General features: G+C 71.3%; 19 protein-coding genes. 17 read left to right on the forward strand and 2 right to left on the reverse strand.

Going from position 1 to position 19640, the window contains the following annotated elements:
• Positions 1–44 precede the first annotated feature (44 nt).
• Entirely contained in the window at positions 45–1460 is a 1416-nt protein-coding gene (locus tag H180DRAFT_RS19215; protein ID WP_055487331.1) for a replication-associated recombination protein A, read from the forward strand.
• Positions 1461–1532: 72 nt separating this feature from the next.
• Here the strand turns inward: H180DRAFT_RS19215 and H180DRAFT_RS19220 are convergent, their stop codons facing one another.
• On the reverse strand, positions 1533–2276 hold the full coding sequence (locus H180DRAFT_RS19220; RefSeq protein ID WP_254666083.1) for a DUF2470 domain-containing protein: 744 nt from the start codon (positions 2274–2276) through the stop codon (positions 1533–1535).
• A 146-nt stretch (positions 2277–2422) separates the two neighbouring features.
• On the opposite strand from H180DRAFT_RS19220, the gene rpsD reads away from it, so the two are divergent.
• From rpsD to nusB, 14 genes are all read left to right on the forward strand, one after another.
• Entirely contained in the window at positions 2423–3049 is a 627-nt protein-coding gene (gene rpsD / locus H180DRAFT_RS19225; protein WP_055487333.1) for a 30S ribosomal protein S4, read from the forward strand.
• Between the two features lie 486 nt (positions 3050–3535).
• Positions 3536–3979, forward strand: a complete 444-nt coding sequence (locus H180DRAFT_RS19230) for a DUF948 domain-containing protein (RefSeq protein WP_055487334.1) — start codon at positions 3536–3538, stop codon at positions 3977–3979.
• 7 nt (positions 3980–3986) lie between these two features.
• On the forward strand, positions 3987–4325 hold the full coding sequence (locus tag H180DRAFT_RS19235; protein ID WP_055487335.1) for a DUF6167 family protein: 339 nt from the start codon (positions 3987–3989) through the stop codon (positions 4323–4325).
• On the forward strand, positions 4325–6997 hold the full coding sequence (gene alaS, locus H180DRAFT_RS19240; protein WP_055487336.1) for an alanine--tRNA ligase: 2673 nt from the start codon (positions 4325–4327) through the stop codon (positions 6995–6997). The genes H180DRAFT_RS19235 and alaS overlap by 1 nt, the downstream gene beginning before the upstream one ends.
• A complete protein-coding gene (gene ruvX, locus H180DRAFT_RS19245; protein WP_055487337.1) occupies positions 6997–7461 on the forward strand; it encodes a Holliday junction resolvase RuvX in 465 nt (154 codons plus the stop codon). Before alaS ends, ruvX begins: the two co-directional genes overlap by 1 nt.
• A 127-nt stretch (positions 7462–7588) precedes the next feature.
• Positions 7589–9280: an endolytic transglycosylase MltG gene (gene mltG / locus H180DRAFT_RS19250; protein WP_055487338.1), complete on the forward strand. Its 1692-nt coding sequence runs from the start codon at positions 7589–7591 to the stop codon at positions 9278–9280.
• Entirely contained in the window at positions 9280–10149 is an 870-nt protein-coding gene (locus H180DRAFT_RS19255) for a shikimate dehydrogenase (protein WP_055487339.1), read from the forward strand. The genes mltG and H180DRAFT_RS19255 overlap by 1 nt, the downstream gene beginning before the upstream one ends.
• A gap of 183 nt (positions 10150–10332) precedes the next feature.
• The gene (aroC, locus tag H180DRAFT_RS19260) at positions 10333–11517 is read left to right on the forward strand and encodes a chorismate synthase (protein WP_055487340.1); all 1185 of its coding nucleotides are present in this window, start codon (positions 10333–10335) and stop codon (positions 11515–11517) included.
• Positions 11514–12029, forward strand: coding sequence for a shikimate kinase (locus H180DRAFT_RS19265; protein ID WP_055487341.1), 516 nt, complete (start codon positions 11514–11516; stop codon positions 12027–12029). Before aroC ends, H180DRAFT_RS19265 begins: the two co-directional genes overlap by 4 nt.
• Complete coding sequence (aroB, locus tag H180DRAFT_RS19270) at positions 12026–13153, forward strand: 3-dehydroquinate synthase (protein WP_055487342.1); 1128 nt, start codon at positions 12026–12028, stop codon at positions 13151–13153. Before H180DRAFT_RS19265 ends, aroB begins: the two co-directional genes overlap by 4 nt.
• A 328-nt stretch (positions 13154–13481) precedes the next feature.
• On the forward strand, positions 13482–14330 hold the full coding sequence (locus tag H180DRAFT_RS19275; protein ID WP_175437798.1) for an AAA family ATPase: 849 nt from the start codon (positions 13482–13484) through the stop codon (positions 14328–14330).
• Between the two features lie 135 nt (positions 14331–14465).
• Positions 14466–15596: an aminopeptidase P family protein gene (locus tag H180DRAFT_RS19280; protein WP_055487344.1), complete on the forward strand. Its 1131-nt coding sequence runs from the start codon at positions 14466–14468 to the stop codon at positions 15594–15596.
• A 71-nt stretch (positions 15597–15667) separates the two neighbouring features.
• On the forward strand, positions 15668–16234 hold the full coding sequence (gene efp, locus H180DRAFT_RS19285) for an elongation factor P (protein WP_055487345.1): 567 nt from the start codon (positions 15668–15670) through the stop codon (positions 16232–16234).
• A gap of 2 nt (positions 16235–16236) precedes the next feature.
• Positions 16237–16662, forward strand: coding sequence for a transcription antitermination factor NusB (gene nusB, locus H180DRAFT_RS19290; protein ID WP_055487346.1), 426 nt, complete (start codon positions 16237–16239; stop codon positions 16660–16662).
• 352 nt (positions 16663–17014) lie between these two features.
• Here nusB and bldD read toward each other — a convergent pair whose 3' ends face one another.
• A complete protein-coding gene (gene bldD, locus H180DRAFT_RS19295; RefSeq protein WP_028431622.1) occupies positions 17015–17515 on the reverse strand; it encodes a transcriptional regulator BldD in 501 nt (166 codons plus the stop codon).
• Positions 17516–17765: 250 nt separating this feature from the next.
• Between bldD and pyrR the strand changes: the two genes are divergently transcribed.
• Both pyrR and H180DRAFT_RS19305 read left to right on the forward strand, forming a co-directional pair.
• The gene (pyrR, locus tag H180DRAFT_RS19300; protein WP_055487347.1) at positions 17766–18392 is read left to right on the forward strand and encodes a bifunctional pyr operon transcriptional regulator/uracil phosphoribosyltransferase PyrR; all 627 of its coding nucleotides are present in this window, start codon (positions 17766–17768) and stop codon (positions 18390–18392) included.
• Between the two features lie 226 nt (positions 18393–18618).
• Positions 18619–19638: an aspartate carbamoyltransferase catalytic subunit gene (locus H180DRAFT_RS19305; RefSeq protein ID WP_055487348.1), complete on the forward strand. Its 1020-nt coding sequence runs from the start codon at positions 18619–18621 to the stop codon at positions 19636–19638.
• Positions 19639–19640: the final 2 nt, after the last annotated feature.

Here is a 19640-nt window from a genome sequence, read left to right on the forward strand (position 1 = left end):
CACTCCCGTCACCGCTGTCGGAGGGTTGATTTAGGGTTCCTGACGTGGAACCCGACCTGTTCACCGCGGCCGCAGAGGAACGCCGGGAGAAGGATCCGTCGGCCAGCCCGCTGGCGGTACGGATGCGTCCCCGCACTCTGGACGACGTCGTGGGCCAGCAGCACCTGCTGCGGCCCGGGTCTCCGCTGCGCCGCCTGGTCGGGGAGGGCGGCGGTGGCCCCGCCGGGCCTTCGTCGGTCATGCTGTGGGGCCCGCCGGGCACCGGCAAGACCACCCTGGCGTACGTCGTCAGCCAGGCGACGGAGAAGCGCTTCGTGGAACTCTCCGCCATCACCGCGGGCGTCAAGGAAGTCCGGGCGGTCATCGAGAGCGCGCGGCGTTCGACCGGTGCGTACAGCAAGGACACCGTCCTCTTCCTCGACGAGATCCACCGGTTCAGCAAGGCCCAGCAGGACTCCCTGCTGCCCGCCGTCGAGAACCGCTGGGTCACCCTGATCGCGGCGACGACCGAGAACCCGTACTTCTCGGTGATCTCCCCGCTCCTGTCGCGCTCGCTCCTGCTGACGCTGGAGGCCCTCACCGACGAGGACGTGCGCTCCCTGCTGCGCCGCGCGGTGGAAGAGGAACGCGGCCTCGGCGGCTCGGTCACGCTTCCGCCCGAATCGGAGAGCCATCTGCTGCGCATCGCGGGAGGCGACGCGCGGCGTGCGCTGACCGCGCTGGAGGCGGGTGCCGGCGCCGCGCTCGCCAAGGGGGAGCGGGCCGTCACTCTCGCCACTCTGGAAGAGGCGGTCGACAGGGCGGCCGTCACCTACGACCGCGACGGCGACCAGCACTACGACGTCGCGAGCGCTCTGATCAAGTCCATCCGCGGCTCGGACGTCGACGCCTCGCTGCACTACCTGGCCCGGATGATCGAGGCGGGGGAGGACCCCCGGTTCATCGCCCGCCGCCTGATGATCTCTGCCAGCGAGGACATCGGCCTGGCCGATCCGACAGCGCTCCAGACGGCGGTGGCGGCGGCCCAGGCAGTCGCCATGATCGGCTTTCCCGAGGCCCGCATCACCCTGGGCCACGCGGTCGTCGCACTCGCCCTCGCCCCGAAGTCGAATGCCGCGTATCTCGCCGTCGACGCAGCCCTCGCCGACGTACGGAACGGGGCGGCAGGGCCCGTCCCCGCACATCTGCGCGACACCCACTACCAGGGCTCGGCGAAGCTCGGCCACGGCAAGGGATACCAGTACCCGCACGACCTGCCGGGCGGCATCGCGGCACAGCAGTACGCCCCGGACGCGATCCACGGCAAGCGCTACTACGAACCGACGCGCTACGGCGCCGAGGCCCGCTACGCCGAGGTGGCCGAGCGGGTTCGAGAGCGGCTGCGCGGCGCCGCCCCGGCGTCCGAGGAACCACGGGCCGCGGAGGAGGCCCACAAGTCCCGCAAGCCGCAGGAGGGTTGAGCCGGACGGGACGGGCGCCGGCCGGGTTTGCGCACCACCGCACACCTTCCCCCGTGCATGCGCCGGCGCCCGTTACTGTGCGGCGGCTTCGAAGAGGAGACGCATCGCCCGCCGCAGCCCAGCGACCTCGTCGACCGGTTCCGGGAACTCGAACCGGGCGTCGAAGCACGCCGAAGGGGGTTGCCCCTCGAGGTCGCAGAACCGCACCCGCATCCCGTAGCGGTCCAGAGCCAGTGGAACCGCCCGGGCGCCCTCGGCCGCGCAGGCCGGCCCGGAGTCGCCCAGGAGCGAGCACAGGGTGCGCATCTGATCGTCGTGCGAGGAGGCCAGGTGCTGGAGCAGCTCCGCCTCGTGGGGCGCCAGCGGATCCGGTGCCGCCGCCGCGAAGTCGTCGGGTTCGACCGCGTCGGAGCCCCACAGATCCTCGATGTGCGCCTCGCCGACCTCCAGCCGCAGCAGGACCCACGCCATCTCGGCGGCGGGTGGCCCGGCCGGGTGCCGCTCGGACAGCAGCCGTGCGAGCGCGGCACGTTCACCGGGCCGCGCCGCGGTCAGCCAGCCCGCCACCCGTGCCCTGCCCCGTATGCGGCGCGGGACCGCGACGGGGGCGACGTCGGTGATTTCCATCACCGCGACGAGCTCGTCGCCGCTTGCGTGTTCCGCGACCTGTGCGGCCTGCGAGGAGGCGGGGACGAGGAGGACCACGTCACCGTCGTCCGTGACGGCGCGGGCCTCCGGGCTGCCGTGTCCGGACGGCGCCGGGTCCGCCGACCGGACTCCGGGAATGTCCAGCACGGCCGATACGCTGGATTCCACGAGAGTTCGTACGCGCTCTGCGGCAGTAGGTGCCCGGGCGTCTTCCACGGGACGCGGCTGTCCCCGGCCGGTGTCAATGCCGGAGCGGGGAATCCCAGGTCGAAACATACGTTCTCCTCCGCTAAGGTAAGCCTCACCTAACTTACATGGAGGTCTGTTCAGTGAACCAGTCGCGTCCCAAGGTCAAGAAGTCGCGTGCGCTCGGCATCGCGCTGACCCCGAAGGCCGTGAAGTACTTCGAGCACCGGCCCTACCCGCCGGGGGAGCACGGCCGGGGCCGCAAGCAGAACAGTGACTACAAGGTCCGGCTGCTGGAGAAGCAGCGTCTGCGTGCCCAGTACGACATCAGCGAGCGCCAGATGGTCCGCGCCTACGACCGCGCCCGCAAGACGGAAGGCAAGACCAGCGACGCGCTCGTCATCGAGCTCGAGCGGCGCCTCGACGCGCTCGTGCTCCGCTCCGGCCTGGCCCGTACGATCTACCAGGCCCGTCAGATGGTCGTGCACGGGCACATCGCCGTGAACGACCGGAAGGTCGACAAGCCCTCCTACCGGCTCAAGCCGGACGACGTGGTGCGCGTCCGCGAGCGCAGCCGCACCAAGCACCCCTTCCTGGTCGCACGCGAGGGCGGCTACGCGCCCGACGGTGAGACTCCGCGCTACCTCGAGGTCAACCTGGAGGCGCTCGCGTTCCGCCTGGACCGCACGCCCAACCGCAAGGAGATTCCTGTGGTTTGCGACGAGCAGATGGTCATCGAGTACTACGCACGCTGAGCCCGCGGGAGCGACGGGGGCGGCACAGCCGGGCGGCACGCCCGGACCGCGCGTGCGGCGCCCTTCGCCGTCGCTGAGCCCGCGGAGCGCGCAACAGGACGGCACAGCCCGCCTGCCGCGTGCGCCGGGCCCTGTGCGCCCGGCGCCGGCGCGGCGGGCTGCCGCGCACCCGTGAGGCCTCAACCCGCCCCGGGCGTGCACATGTTCACCCCGACCTGGTGCAACGCCCTTGCCGCACGGGCCCTTTCGGGGCTGTCCGCTGCGTCCGTCGCGGGCTGTGCCGTCACGGCCGCACCTGCTCCGCCGGCGGAGCACGCCCTCCCTCCTGCTCCGATGCCGTCATTTATGCGGTACGAGCGGCACTCGCGGGCGCGATAGGCTCGGTACCAGCCTCCGCTGCCCGCAGCGGGTGCCGGACGCGGTCCGCGAGCGAGCGCGTCCCGGAGCGGAGGCGGACCCCGAACGACCCGAGGGAAGCGGTGCAGCGTGTCCGGTGGAGAAGTGGCCGGCCTCCTCGTGGCGGTCTTCTGGGCGATTCTGGTCTCGTTCCTCGCCGTGGTGCTGGTGAGGCTCGCACAGACGCTCAAGGCGGCCACCAAGCTGGTGACGGGTGTGACGGAACGGGCCGTCCCCCTGCTGGGAGAGGCGTCCGCGACGGTGCGCTCCGCGCAGACCCAGCTGGCCCGGGTGGACGCGATCGCGACGGACGTCCAGGAGGTCGCCTCCAACGCCTCTGCGCTCTCCTCCACCGTCTCGACCACATTCGGCGGACCGCTGGTGAAGGTCGCGGCCTTCGGCTACGGCGTACGGCGTGCGCTCGGCCGGAAGGCGAAGGGCTCCGCACAGCAGACGCCGCCGCCCGTCGTCGTCTCCCGCACGCTGCCGGGTGCCCGGCGCGGCGGGCGCGGGCGTGAACGAGGGAAGGGCTGATCCGCAGATGTTCCGCCGAGCCTTCTGGTTCACCACCGGCGCCGCAGCCGGTGTGTGGGCGACCGCCAAGGTCCAGCGCAAGCTGCGCTCCCTCGCGCCCGACGCGCTCGCGGTGCGTGCCGCCGACAAGGCCGTCCAGGGCGGCCACCGCCTCAAGGACTTCGCTCTCGACGTACGGGCCGGAATGGCCCAGCGCGAAGGCGAGTTGAACGACGCTCTCGGGCTGTCCGCACCGCCGGCCGGCCAGGGCCGCGGGCTCCCCGCCCAGGCCCGCAGGGCAGAACTGGGCCCGGCGCACCACCGGCAGGGCCCCGACCGACCACACGACCGAAACGAGGACCACTGATGGAGTCGGCTGAAATCCGCCGCCGCTGGCTGCGCTTCTTCGAGGAGCGGGGGCACACCGTCGTGCCGTCGGCGTCGCTCATCGCGGACGACCCGACGCTGCTGCTGGTCCCGGCAGGCATGGTCCCCTTCAAGCCGTACTTCCTCGGCGAGGTCAAGGCGCCGTACGACCGTGCCACGAGCGTGCAGAAGTGCGTGCGCACGCCGGACATCGAAGAGGTCGGCAAGACCACGCGCCACGGCACGTTCTTCCAGATGTGCGGCAACTTCTCCTTCGGCGACTACTTCAAGGAGGGCGCCGCGAAGTACGCCTGGGAGCTGATGACCACCCCGCAGGACAAGGGCGGTTACGGTCTGGACCCCGAGCGTCTGTGGATCACCGTCTACGAGGAGGACGACGAGGCCGAGCGCATCTGGCGCGACGTCGTCGGAGTCCCCGCCGAGCGCATCCAGCGCCTCGGCAAGGACGAGAACTACTGGGACATGGGCGTCCCGGGCCCCTGCGGCCCCTGTTCGGAGATCAGCTACGACCGCGGCCCCGAGTACGGCCCCGAGGGCGGCCCCGCCGTCAACGGCGAGCGCTACGTCGAGCTGTGGAACCTGGTGTTCATGCAGTACGAGCGCGGGCCGGGCGAGGGCAAGGACTACCCGATCCTGGGCGACCTGCCCAGCCAGAACATCGACACCGGACTCGGCTTCGAGCGCCTGGCGATGGTGCTGCAGGGCGTGCGCAACATGTACGAGATCGACACTTCGCGCATGGTGCTCGACAAGGCCACCGAACTGACCGGGGTGCGCTACGGCGACGCGGAGAAGACCGACGTCTCGCTGCGCGTGGTCGCCGACCACATCCGTACCGCGATCATGCTCATCGGCGACGGCGTCACCCCCGGCAACGAGGGCCGCGGCTACGTCCTGCGCCGCATCATGCGCCGCGCCATCCGCAACATGCGTATCCTCGGCGCGAGCGGGCCGACGGTCGCCGAGCTGACGGACACCGTCATCAAGGCCATGGCGCCGCAGTACCCGGAGCTGGAGACGGACCGCAAGCGCATCGAGACGGTCGCTCTCGCCGAGGAGGCCGCGTTCCTCAAGACCCTGCGTTCCGGCACCAACATCCTGGACACCGCCGTCACCGAGACCCAGGCCTCCGGCAGCACGGTCCTCCCGGGGGAGAAGGCGTTCCTGCTCCACGACACCTGGGGCTTCCCGATCGACCTCACGCTGGAGATGGCCGCCGAACAGGGCCTCTCCGTCGATGAGTCGGGATTCCGGCGGCTGATGCAGGAGCAGCGCGACCGTGCCAAGGCCGACGCCAGGTCCAAGAAGCAGGGCCACGCCGACCTCTCCGCGTACCGCGAGATCGCCGACAGGAGCGGCACCACCGACTTCACGGGCTACAAGCACACGGCCGGCGAGGCCTCGGTCGTGGGTCTCCTCGTCGACGGCGTCTCGGCGCCCGCGGCCCACGAGGGCGACGAGGTCGAAGTCGTCCTCGACCGCACTCCGTTCTACGCCGAGGGCGGCGGCCAGCTCGCCGACACCGGCCGCCTCCGCCTGGAGAGCGGCGCCGTCATCGAGGTCCGGGACGTGCAGCAACCCGTCACCGGCGTCTTCGTGCACAAGGGCGTGGTCCAGGTCGGCGAGGTGACCGTCGGCTCGTCCGCGCACGCGCAGATCGATGTGGACCGGCGCCGCTCCATCGCCCGCGCCCACAGCGCCACTCACCTCACGCACCAGGCGCTGCGCGACGCCCTCGGGCCGACGGCCGCCCAGGCCGGCTCGGAGAACTCGCCCGGCCGGTTCCGCTTCGACTTCGGCTCGCCGTCGGCCGTGCCCGGCACGGTCCTCACGGACGTCGAGCAGAGGATCAACGAGGTTCTCGCCCGCGAACTCGACGTCTCCGCCGAGTACATGGGCATCGACGACGCCAGGAAGCAGGGCGCGCTGGCCGAGTTCGGCGAGAAGTACGGCGAGCGGGTGCGTGTGGTGACGATCGGCGACTTCTCCAAGGAGCTGTGCGGCGGCACCCACGTCCACAACACCGCGCAGCTCGGCCTGGTCAAGCTGCTGGGCGAGTCCTCCATCGGCTCCGGGGTGCGGCGTGTGGAGGCGCTCGTCGGCGTCGACGCATACAAGTTCCTCGCCCGTGAGCACACGGTCGTCTCCCAGCTCACGGACCTGGTCAAGGGCCGTCCCGAGGAGCTGCCGGAGCGGATCTCCTCGATGGTGACCCGGCTGAAGGACGCCGAGAAGGAGATCGAGCGCTTCCGCGCGGAAAAGGTCCTCCAGGCCGCCGCCGGCATCGCCGAAGGCGCCACGGACGTACGGGGCGTGGCGCTCGCCGCCGCACGTGTCCCGGACGGCACCGCCCAGGAGGACCTGCGCACTCTCGTGCTCGACGTCCGTCAGCGCATCCCGGGTTCGCGTCCCGCCGTCGTCGCTCTGTTCGCCGTCACAGGTGGCCGCCCGCTGACCGTGATCGCGACGAACGACGCCGCCCGGGACCGCGGTCTGAGGGCCGGTGACCTGGTGCGCGCCGCCGCCAAGGCACTCGGCGGCGGAGGCGGTGGGAAGCCGGACGTCGCCCAGGGCGGCGGGCAGAACCCGGAGGCGGTGGAGGACGCGATCGCCGCCGTCGAGCGGCTCGTCACAGACAGCGGCAGCGCCTGATGCGCCGAGGGCGCCGTCTCGCCGTCGACGTGGGTGATGCCCGCATCGGCGTCGCCGGCAGCGATCCGGACGGACTGCTCGCGACGCCGGTCGAGACGGTGCCGGGGCGCGATCTGCCCGCTGCGTGGCGGAGGCTGGCGGCGCTGGTCGAGGAGTACGAACCGATCGAGGTCGTGGCCGGCCTGCCGCGTTCCCTCAACGGGGGCGAGGGGCCGGCCGCGGCCAAGGTCCGTGCGTTCGCCGAGGAGCTGGCGAGGAAGATCACACCGGTGCCGGTTCGGCTGGTGGACGAGCGTATGAGTACAGTCACGGCTGCACACGGCATGCGTGCGTCCGGCGTGAACTCCAAGAAGGGCCGCTCCCGCATCGACCAGGCTGCGGCGGTGGTCATCCTGCAGAACGCCCTGGAGACTGAACGGATCTCGGGCAGTCCACCCGGCGAATGCGTCGAAGTGGTTGTCTGATCGCGATACGGTAACGTTCCCGCGACACGCGCAACCGCCGAGGGGGTCGGCCCACCCCGGGTGCCGTGGGTGCACTGCCCGAATTGCGTACGGCAGACGACTGCCGTCCGGCGGATCTAGGGGATCGATGACTGAGTATGGCCGGGGGCAGAGCCTCCCATCGTGGCATCCCGATGACCCTCTCTTCGGAGACAAGGGGTGGGACGGTGGCAGAGACGGCGCCTACGAGGGCGACGGCGACCCCTATGCCGGTCAGTACGCCGACCCGTACGGCACCGGTCAGCATCAAGTGCCGCAGCAGCAGGGCTACTACGGGCAACAGCAGCAGCAGTACTACGGCCACGGCGGCTACGAGACAGCCGGAGCGGGACAGTCCTACGATTCCGGCTACGGTCCGGGGGCGACGGACCCGCACGGGATGCCGACCGTCCAGGACCCGTACAACACCGGCGAGCAGCCCGGCTACTACGCGGGTCAGCAGGGCTTCCCGCAGCAGCACCAGCCTCAGCAGCACCCCCCGCAGCAGCACCACCCGCAGCAGCACCACCCGCAGCAGGGCCAGGGCTACTCCGGCCCGTACGCGCAGCCGGGCCGGGAAGGATTCGACGCACCGCCTCCCGCCCGTCACGACGCCGACCCGGAGACCGGCTGGGATCCGGGCCCCGACCAGGGCGAGCACGCGTTCTTCTCGGACCGCGACGACGAGGACGACGACCTCGACGAAGGCAAGCGGTCCGGCCGCCGCAACGGCAGCGGCGAGACCAAGCGCCGCAGCGGCTGCGCGTGCCTGGCGGTCTCGGTGCTCCTCGCGGGAGGCCTCGGCACCGCCGCCTACTTCGGGTACGACCTCTACCAGACCTACCTCGCTCCGGCCCCCGACTACCCGGGCAAGGGTTCGGGCCAGGCCCAGGTGAGGATCCCGGACGGCGCCTCCATCGCCGACATGGGGAACGAGCTGCAGAAGGCCGGAGTCGTCAAGAGCGCCGGTGCGTTCGTCGAGGCGGCGCAGGCGGAGAAGAAGGCGAGCGGGATCCAGCCCGGCACATACAGCCTCCGCAAGAAGATGTCCGGCGCCGCAGCGGTGAAGCTGATGCTCGACCCGGCCAGTCAGAACGCACTGATCATCTCCGAGGGGCTGCGGGCGAAGAAGATCTACGAACTGATCGACAAGAAGCTCGGCAAGGCCGAAGGCACCACGGAGAAGGTGGCCAAGAAGGCCGACTCAACCGATCTGGGGCTTCCTGCCTTCGCCAAGGGCAACCCGGAGGGCTTCCTCTTCCCGTCGCGCTACAGCGTCGGTGAGAACAGCGATCCGCTCGAGGTGCTGCGGGACATGGTCAAACGCGCCAAGGCCGAGCACGCCAAGGTCGATCTGGCAGGCGAGGCGAAGAAGGCCGGCAAGACCCCGGAGGAGATCGTCACCATAGCGTCGCTCATCCAGGCAGAGGCGCAGCAGGACAGCGAGTTCGGCAAGGTCTCCCGCGTCATCTACAACAGGCTGGGCAAGAACATACTTCTCCAGTTCGACTCCACCATCAATTACGCCAAGGGCCGCTCCTCGCTGGACACTTCGGTCGAGGACACCAGGCTGAAGTCGCCCTACAACACCTATCTCAACCGCGGTCTGCCGCCCGGCCCGATCGACAACCCCGGCCACCAGGCCATCGAAGCAGCCCTGAACCCGACCAAGGGCAACTGGATCTACTTCGTCACGGTCAAGCCCGGTGACACCCGCTTCACCGAGAGCAAGGCCGAACACGACCGCAACGTCCAGGACTTCAACAGGGAGCAGCGCAAGAAGAAGGAGAGCGGCGGCTGATGGACCGGCACCACCCCGTACGGCCGGCTCCCGCGGCTTCGCCGTCCGTACGGCGCGCCGCCGTCCTCGGCTCACCCGTGGCCCACTCCCTCTCGCCGGTGCTGCACAGCGCCGCGTACGCGGAACTCGGCCTGGAGGACTGGACGTACGAGCGGTACGAGGTGGGGGAGGAGGACATCGCCTCCTTCCTCGGCGCCACCGACGAGCAGTGGGCGGGCCTTTCGCTGACGATGCCGCTCAAGCGGGCCGTGATCCCGCATCTGGACGACGTCAGCCCCACCGCGGAGTCCGTCGAGGCCGTCAACACCGTTGTCTTCAGGGGCCGCAGGCGCATCGGCGACAACACCGACATCCCCGGCATGGTGGCCGCCCTGCAGGAGCGCGGAATCATGGGCGTGGAGCACGCGGCCGTCCTCGGCGCGGGTGCCACCGCGTCCTCCGCGCTGGCCGCCCTCTCCCAGATCTGCGACGGCGTGGTCACGGCGTACGTGCGCAGCGACGCGCGCGCCCGTGAGATGCGCGCCTGGGGCGACCGTCTCGGGCTGAACCTGCGCACTGCCGAGTGGGCCGACGCCGCGGAGGCGCTCGGCGCACCCCTGGTGATCGCCACCACCCCGGCGGGGGCCACCGATGTGCTCTCCGCGCACGTGCCCGCGGAACCGGGCACCCTCTTCGACGTCCTCTACGACCCGTGGCCCACGCGGCTTGCGGCTCAGTGGTCCGCACAAGGAGGCACCGTCGTCTCCGGGCTCGACCTGCTCGTGCACCAGGCCGTGCTCCAGGTCGAGCTCATGACGGGGCATGCTCCCGCGCCGCTCGAAGCCATGCGCGCAGCCGGCGAGGCGGCGCTGCACGCGCGCACCGTCTGACCGCCGCGCCCGCCCGCCCCGAGGAAGCACAGCAGCGCGTGGAGAACAACGCGCCGGGCGGGCCCCGGCGCGCCGTCCGGCCAGTGGACCGGGGCGGGCTCCGGGCCGCGCACGTGGGAAGATCGGAGCCAGAGCCGAACACGTACCGCAAGAGGCGCCCAGGCGCGAGATCGAGGAGCACCGTTGAGCAGGTTGCGCTGGCTGACCGCTGGGGAGTCGCACGGCCCCGCACTGGTGGCGACGCTGGAAGGGCTGCCCTCCGGCGTGCCCGTCACCACTGAGATGGTGGCCGACGAGCTGGCACGGCGGCGTCTCGGTTACGGGCGCGGGGCGCGGATGAAGTTCGAGCGGGACGAGATCACCTTCATCGGCGGCGTGCGGCACGGCCTCACCCTCGGCTCGCCCGTCGCGATCATGGTGGGCAACACGGAGTGGCCCAAGTGGGAGCAGGTCATGGCCGCCGACCCGGTCGACCCGGAGGAGCTGGCCGGCCTGGCCCGCAATGCCCCCCTCACCCGTCCCCGGCCCGGCCACGCCGACCTCGCGGGCATGCAGAAGTACGGCTTCGACGAGGCGCGCCCCGTACTGGAGCGGGCCTCCGCGCGGGAGACGGCGGCGCGTGTGGCCCTGGGAACCGTCGCCCGCTCGTACCTGAAGGAGACCACCGGGATCGAGATCGTCTCCCACGTGGTCGAACTCGGCGCCGCCAAGGCCCCCTACGGCCTCGTCCCGAAGCCCGGCGACGTGGAGCGGCTGGACGCCGACCCGGTGCGCTGCCTCGACGCGGACGCGAGCAAGGCGATGGTCGCGGAGATCGACCAGGCGCACCAGGACGGGGACACCCTCGGCGGCGTGGTCGAAGTGGCCGCGCACGGCGTTCCGGTCGGGCTGGGCTCGCACGTCCACTGGGACCGGCGGCTGGACTCCAGGCTCGCCGGAGCCCTCATGGGCATCCAGGCGATCAAGGGCGTCGGGCTGGGCGACGGCTTCGGGCTGGCACGGGTGCCGGGCTCCAGGGCCCACGATGAGATCGTCTCCACGGACGAGGGCATCCGCCGCAGCTCCGGCCGGTCCGGCGGCACCGAGGGCGGGCTCTCCACCGGTGAACTCCTGCGGGTACGGGCCGCGATGAAGCCCATCGCGACGGTGCCGCGCGCACTGGCCACCGTCGATGTGCAGACCGGCGAGGAGACCCGCGCACACCACCAGCGCTCCGACGTGTGTGCCGTGCCGGCCGCGGGGATCGTGGCCGAGGCGATGGTGGCGCTCGTGCTGGCGGACGCGGTGGCCGAGAAGTTCGGCGGCGACAGCGTCACCGAGACCCGCCGCAACGTGAACGGCTTCCTCGACAGCCTGGAGATCAAGTGAGCGGGCCCCTCGTCATCCTCGTCGGCCCGATGGGCGTGGGAAAGTCGACCGTCGGCGAACTCCTGGCGCAGCGGCTGGGCGTGGGCTGCCGGGACACCGACCACGACATCGTCGAGGCCGCTGGCAAGCCGATCTCCGAGATCTTTCTCGACGAGGGCGAACCGCACTTCCGCGCGCTGGAACGCGAGGCCGTGCGCACGGCGCTGGCGGAGCACACCGGAATCCTCGCGCTGGGCGGCGGCGCCGTCCTCGCCCAGGAGACCAGGAAGCTGCTGGCGGGCACCCCCGTCGTCTTCCTCGACATGGACGTCGCGGAAGCCGTCAAGCGGGTCGGGCTCGACGCACCGCGCCCGCTGCTGATGATGAACCCGCGCAAGCAGTGGCGGGAGCTGATGGACGCACGCCGCCCCCTCTACACGGAGGTTGCCAGGGCCGTCGTCAGCACTGAGAACCGCACGCCCGACGAGGTCGCCGGCGAAATCCTCGACGTCCTGGAGCTGAAGCAGAAGTGACCAGCCAGACCCCTGCCCCCACGGCATCGGACGGGCCGGACGCCCACACCCGCATCACCGTCGGCGGAGACCCCGGCACCACTCCCTACGACGTGCTCATCGGCCGCCGGCTGCTCGGGGAGCTCCCCGGGCTCATCGGCAAGGCCGCCAAGCGCGTCGCCGTTCTCCACCCCGAGGCACTCGCCGAGACCGGCGAGGTGCTCCGCGAGGATCTCGCGGAGCAGGGTTACGAGGCGATCGCCGTCCAGCTCCCGAACGCCGAGGAGTCCAAGACCGCCGAGGTCGCCGCCTACTGCTGGAAGGCGCTGGGCCAGACCGGCTTCACCCGCAGCGACGTCATCGTCGGCGTCGGCGGAGGCGCCACGACCGACGTCGCGGGATTCGTCGCCGCGACCTGGCTGCGGGGGGTGCGCTGGATCGCCGTGCCGACGACCGTCCTGGGCATGGTGGACGCCGCCGTCGGCGGCAAGACCGGCATCAACACCGCAGAGGGCAAGAACCTCGTGGGCGCCTTCCACCCGCCGGCCGGGGTGCTGTGCGACCTGGCCGCACTGGAGTCGCTGGGCGTGCACGACTACGTGGGCGGCCTCGCGGAGGTCATCAAGGCGGGCTTCATCGCCGATCCGGTCATCCTGGACCTGATCGAGGCCGACCCGGCCGCCGCGCGCAGCCCCGAGGGCCCGCACACCGCCGAGCTGATCGAGCGCTCCATCAGGGTCAAGGCGGAGGTCGTCTCCGCCGACCTGAAGGAGACCGGGCTGCGGGAGATCCTCAACTACGGGCACACGCTCGCCCACGCCATCGAGAAGAACGAGCGGTACGAGTGGCGCCACGGCGCCGCCGTCTCCGTCGGCATGGTTTTCGCGGCCGAACTGGGCCGCATCGCCGGGCGGTTGGACGAGGCCACCGCCGAACGGCACCGCGCCGTACTGGAGTCGGTGGGCCTGCCCGTCACATACCGCGGTGACCAGTGGCCGAAGCTGCTGGAGACGATGCGCGTCGACAAGAAGTCCCGCGGCGACATGCTGCGCTTCATCGTGCTCGACGGGCTGGCCAAACCCTCGGTGCTGGAGGGGCCCGACCCGGCGATGCTGCTCGCCGCGCACGCGGAGATCGCCGCGTAGCGACCGCGTCCCGGGGCGGGGCGCGGGCAGGCACCCGCGCCGGCAGCGGATACCGGGCACTTGCCGTTGTCCTCCGGCGTTCCAACAGGAACGACCTGGGCGGTACCTTCCGGTACTGTCACACAATCATGGCGCTGCGGGGGCAGTGCCTGCGGACCCGAGCGGAGTTGGGGAGCGGATGCAGCAGTACGGGGCGCAACAACCCGTGCCACCTCCGGAGTCGGCTCCGGGCCGACATCAGGAAACGCGTCCCCCGTACAACGGGCACTCCGACGGTCAGGTGCCTCCTCCTCCGCCCCCCGCTCCCGCCCCGGGCCCCGGAAGAGCGGTGCCGCAGCCGGCCTGGCCGGGTGCACACTCCCAGCCTCCGCAGCCCCCTCTCCAGCCGCCGGCGCGACCGCCCGCGCAGCCGCCGGCGGGGGGCCCGCCGCCCCCGGCCCGGCCCCCGGCGCCCGCGCCGCCACCGGTGCCCACAGCTCCGGCACGGCCGCCCGGTCAGGTGCACCACGGTGACCCCGACGTCCACCCCACCGAGTCCACCGGACACCTGCTGCTCTCCCGCGGTGCTCCCGTGGAGATCCCCACACCGGACGCCGACCCGGCACAGCTCGACGCGACGCGGGCGGCCGTGGCCGTACTGCTCATCGGCCCGGCCGGTGCGGGCAAGACCACCGTGGCCCGCTACTGGGCCGACCGGCGGGCCGTGCCGACGTCCCACATCAGCCTCGACGACGTACGTGAATGGGTTCGCTCGGGCTTCGCCGACCCGCAGAGCGGCTGGAACGACCACTCCGAGGCCCAGTACCGGCTGGCGCGCCGCACCTGCGGCTTCGCCGCCCGCAACTTCCTCGCAAACGGCATCTCCTGCATCCTCGACGACGCCGTCTTCCCCGACCGTCCCGTCGTCGGGCTGGGCGGCTGGAAACGCCACGTGGGGCCCGGCCTGATCCCCGTCGTGCTGCTGCCCGGGCTGGAGATCGTGCTGGAGCGCAACGCCGCCCGCAGCGGCAACCGCAGGCTCAGCGACGAAGAGGTCGCACAGATCCACGGCCGGATGGCGGGCTGGTACGGCTCGGGCCTGCCCATCATCGACAACTCCCGGCAGGACGTCGCAACCACGGCCCGGATGCTCGACGACGTGGTGGCCCGCAGCCTGGCAAGCCCGCCGCGCTGGTGACGCCGGACCGGCGGAGGGGCCGGCCCGTACGGCACCTGCCCGTGGCGCGGCCGTCCTCCCCGTGCGGCACGCGATGTCGCTCGCACGGCCCCGCACGGACTGCCGCCGCCCTGGGCCCTCCGTAGGCTCGGAACCATGTCCGAAGTCCATGTGGCTCGCCGTGCCCTGCTCCGCGAGCGCTGCGCCGCGACCGCGGCGAAGGACGGCCCTCCCGACGCGGTGCTGGTCACCCGGCCGGCCAACATCCGCTATCTGACCGGCCGTCCGCCGCAGGGAGCCGCGCTGCTGATCGGCCCGGACGGCATCGACACGCTGCTGGGCCCCTCCTGCGACGACACCCCTCAGCACGAGTCCGGCAGCCACCACGACGACGAACTGCGCACCGGCCGCCTCTCCAACCCGGAGGGGGACACGGCGGTGGCCGCAGCCGACCTGGCCGCAACGGCGGGCGCACGGCTTCTCGCCGTCGAGGAGCACCATCTGACGGTGGCCAGGCACCGGGCCATGGCATCCGTCGCGGCAGGGCTCCGCCTGGCCGCACTCGACAGCCCCGTCGAGGCCCAGCGCGTCATCAAGGACGACGAGGAGATCGCCGCGCTGCGCATCGCGGCCGAGATCACCGACCAGGCGCTCGGTGAACTGCTGGAGTCGATCCTCGTCGGACGCACCGAGCGGCACCTCGCCCTCGAACTGGAGCGCAGGCTCATCGACCACGGTGCTGAGGGCTCCGCCTTCCCCACCTGCGTGGCGACCGGCCGGAACGCGGGCCTCGCCAGGCACCGTCCCACCGACCGGCGGGTCGAGGAGGGCGATTTCCTCTCCGTGCGACTGGGCGCCCAGTACCACGGCTACCGGTGCCAGATCGGCCGAACGTTCGTGATCGGCACCGCTCCGGAGGACTGGCAGGTCGAGCTGTACGACCTCGTCTTCGCCGCCCAGCGGGCCGGACGGGAGGCGCTGACGCCCGGCATGGCCTGCAGTGACGTCGACCGGGCCACGCGCCAGGTACTGAGGGGCGCCGGCCACGCCGAGGCGCTCGGTCCGGCGACGGGCCACGGGGTGGGACTGGAAATCGGTGAGGACCCTCGGCTGTCACCTGGGGCCATGGGTAAACTGGACGCTTGTGTGCCGGTCACCATTGAGCCCGGGGTCCACATTCCGGGCCAGGGCGGTGTCCGGATCGATGACACGCTCGTCGTCCGCCCCGCTGCGGACGGCGGACCCGAGCTACTCACCATCACGACCAAAGAGCTGCTCGCCCTCTAGTTCCTGACGGGGCGACGGAGCCGGGCAGCCCTCTGGTCTCCGCAGCAGCAGTCTCAGGAGATTCCGCAACCGTGGCATCCACGAACGACCTCAAGAACGGCATGGTGCTCAAGCTCGAAGGCGGCCAGCTCTGGTCCGTCGTCGAGTTCCAGCACGTCAAGCCCGGCAAGGGGCCCGCCTTTGTCCGTACGAAGCTGAAGAACGTCATGTCCGGCAAGACCGTCGACAAGACGTTCAACGCGGGCACCAAGGTCGATACGGCCACCGTGGACCGACGCGGAATGCAGTTCTCGTACAAGGACGGCGAGTACTTCGTCTTCATGGACATGGAGACCTACGACCAGATCCACATCACCCCCGAGATCGTCGGCGACACCGCCAACTATCTGATGGAGGGCTTCGAGGCCACGGTCGCGATGTACCAGGGCGAGGCACTGTTCGTCGAACTGCCCGCCGCGGTCGAGCTGGTCATCGAGCACACCGAGCCGGGTGTCCAGGGCGACCGCTCCACCGGCGGCTCCAAGCCCGCGCGCCTGGAGACCGGTTACGAGGTCGGTGTGCCGCTGTTCATCACCACGGGGGAGAAGATCAAGGTCGACACCCGGTCCGGCGAATACCTCGGCCGGGTGAACAGCTAACCGTGGCAGCCCGTAACAAGGCCCGTAAACGGGCCTTCCAGATCATCTTCGAGGCGGACCAGCGGGGGAGTGCCCCCACGGCCGTCATGCAGGACTGGATCCGGCATGCCGGGACCGACGAGCGGCAGCCGCCCGTCAGCGAGTACACGATGCAGCTCGTCGAGGGCTATGCGGCGAACGCCGAGCGCATCGACGAGCTGATCTCCACCTACTCGGTGGGCTGGACGCTTGACCGTATGCCGGCGGTGGACCGCTGCATCCTGCGGCTGTCGGCCTACGAACTGATCTGGTCGGAAGAGGTTCCCGAAGCGGTCGTCATAGACGAAGCGCTGGACATCGCCCGGGAGTTCTCCACTGACGAGTCACCGCCCTTCATCAACGGGCTGCTCGGCCGGCTGCAGGACCTCAAGCCGACGCTCCGCCGCTGACGGGGGCCGCTTCTGCGGCCCCCGTTCCGCACCCCCTGTCGCGCATCTCGTTTCCGCACAGACGCGCTTCGCCGCCTCGGCCGGACCCGCCATTTGCGCTCGCAGCGCGAGGAGGCCGCCCCCTGCGGCGCAGGCTTATTTGAGTTTGTTTCGGCGCGTTCCCCCGTTCGTGTGAACGGAGGCCTGGGCCGGAGCAGTTGGTCACTTTCCGTGGTGATGTGCTCACGACTCCGAGGGCGTAGCGGGCGGTGGGACAGCAAAGTGAAACCGCCGCCGGTGGGCCTCCCCGAAGGGAGGCACCACCGGCGGCGGCACGTTTCGGCGGAGCCGGCGGAAGCCGCCGGTCAGGCCGTCAGGCGTCCTCGTGGGCCACCGCGCGGCGGGCGTCCGCGTCGAGGACGCCCCAGCTGATGAGCTGCTCCGTCAGCACGGAGGGGGACTGGTCGTAGATGACGGCGAGGGTGCGCAGGTCGTCCTGGCGGATGGAGAGGACCTTGCCGTTGTAGTCACCGCGCTGGGACTGGATCGTGGCCGCGTACCGCTGGAGGGGGCCCGCCTTCTCCGCCGGCACGTGTGCCAGGCGCTCCAGGTCGAGCACGAGCTTCGGCGGCGGCTCTGCGGCGCCGCCCGGGGTGGTGCCCGGCAGCAGCTCCTGGACGGGCACGCCGTAGAAGTCGGCGAGCTCGGCGAGGCGCTGGACGGTGACGGCGCGGTCCCCCCGCTCGTAGGAACCGACCACGACCGCCTTCCAGCGGCCCTGGGACTTCTCCTCGACCCCGTGGAGGGAGAGTCCCTGCTGGGTGCGGATGGCCCGGAGCTTCGCTCCGAGCTGCTTGGCGTATTCGCTGGACATATCGCTCCCCGCGGACGAGAAAGTGGTAACTCACTGTGAGGTTACGCAGCGTAATGTCTGCCGTCAAGCCGAACGGCGATCAGCTTTGCGAGGTAGAGCGGAATTGAAGGCTTCGCTCCGATACCGAACACTCTTCCGAGCGAATTCGGCCCCCATCCGGACGGACTCCGGCCCCCTGGTACCGTTGCGCTGACAGTTCAGACGTCCTTTAAGGCCCGTCCCGTGAGGCGGGGAAGGAGGTCCCTTTCGTATGGACAGCCGTACGGACGACGGCAGCAGGGGCACGGCCGCGGGCCGCCCCGTACTCGAGGCGCCGGACATCGCGCGCGTCCTCACCCGCATCGCACACGAGATCGTCGAACGCGCCAAGGGCGCCGACGACGTGGTGCTTCTCGGCATTCCCACCCGCGGCGTCTTCCTGGCACGGCGCCTGGCGGCGAAGCTCGCGGAAATCACCGGCAGCCCGGTTCCGCACGGGGCGCTGGACATCACCATGTACCGCGACGACCTCAGACTCGGTCCCGCCCGCGCGCTGGCGCACACGGACATCCCGCCCGACGGGGTCGACGGGCGCCTGGTCGTCCTGGTCGACGACGTCCTCTTCTCCGGGCGCACCATCCGTGCCGCCCTGGACGCACTCGGCGACATCGGACGGCCCCGGGCGGTCCAGCTCGCCGTGCTCGTCGACCGCGGCCACCGCGAACTGCCCATCCGTGCCGACTACGTGGGGAAGAACCTGCCCACCTCGCTGCGCGAGACGGTCAGGGTCCAGCTCACGGAGGAGGACGGCCGCGACGGGGTGCTCCTCGGGTCGGCGCCCGGCGGTGAACGGCCGCACGGCGGCGGAGCCCGGCCCGCACAGCAGGCGGAGCGCTAGCGCCCCGGACGAGCACGAGCCCTCGGTGCACCGCACGACCGTCCGGCCGGCCACGACGTGTCCCTCGCGCCGCCCGCCGCCGGCCCCCGAACCCGCCGAGCGACGCCCCGGCACGGCGCGGCGGCACACCGCCGCCCGCCCCGGTCCGGCCGGCGTCCCACGCCCTCCCCACCGACCCCTGCCCGTCCGTCACGCCCGCGGACAACTGACCCACGGAAGGCAACAGATGAAGCGTCACCTCATCTCGGCCGCCGATCTCACCCGCGACGACGCCGTGCTCGTCCTCGACACCGCCGAGGAGATGGCCCGCGTCGCCGACAGGCCGATCAAGAAGCTGCCGACACTCCGCGGCCGCACCGTCGTGAATCTCTTCTTCGAGGACTCGACGCGCACCCGGATCTCCTTCGAGGCCGCAGCCAAGCGCCTCTCGGCCGACGTCATCAACTTCTCCGCGAAGGGTTCGTCCGTCTCCAAGGGCGAGTCGCTCAAGGACACCGCACTGACGCTGGAGGCCATGGGCGCCGACGCCGTCGTCATCCGGCACCACGGCTCCGGGGCGCCGCACCGCCTCGCCACCTCCGGCTGGATCGGCGGCTCCGTCGTCAACGCCGGGGACGGCACCCACGAGCACCCCACGCAGGCCCTGCTGGACGCCTTCACGATGCGCCGGCGCCTCGCCGGCGGTGAGGGCGACCTGTCGGGGCGTCGCATCACGATCGTCGGCGACGTCCTGCACAGCCGCGTGGCGCGCTCCAACGTCCATCTGCTCAGCACGCTCGGCGCCGAGGTCACGCTCGTGGCGCCGCCCACGCTCGTCCCCGTCGGCGTGAACAGCTGGCCCTGCGAGGTGAGTTACGACCTCGACTCCGTCATCGCCAAGTCCGACGCGGTGATGATGCTGCGCGTCCAGCGGGAGCGCATGAACGCGGCCTTCTTCCCGACCGAGCGCGAGTACGCACGCCGCTACGGGCTGGACGGGCAGCGCATGGCCCGCATGCCGGAGCACTCCGTCGTGATGCACCCCGGTCCCATGAACCGCGGGATGGAGATCACCGCGGAGGTCGCCGACTCGCCTCGGTGCACCGCCGTCGAGCAGGTCAAGAACGGCGTCAGCATCCGGATGGCGGTGCTCTACCTGCTGCTCGGCGGATCCGAACCCGCCGTCTCCGGCCCCTCCGCCGCCCACCCGGAAGCCCACACGGACGCCGTCCGCACGGAAGCCGCCCGCACCGAGGAGAACGAGTGACC

Origin of the sequence: Streptomyces sp. WMMB 322 (assembly GCF_900090145.1) — a bacterium.
Taxonomy (GTDB): Bacteria; Actinomycetota; Actinomycetes; order Streptomycetales; family Streptomycetaceae; genus Streptomyces.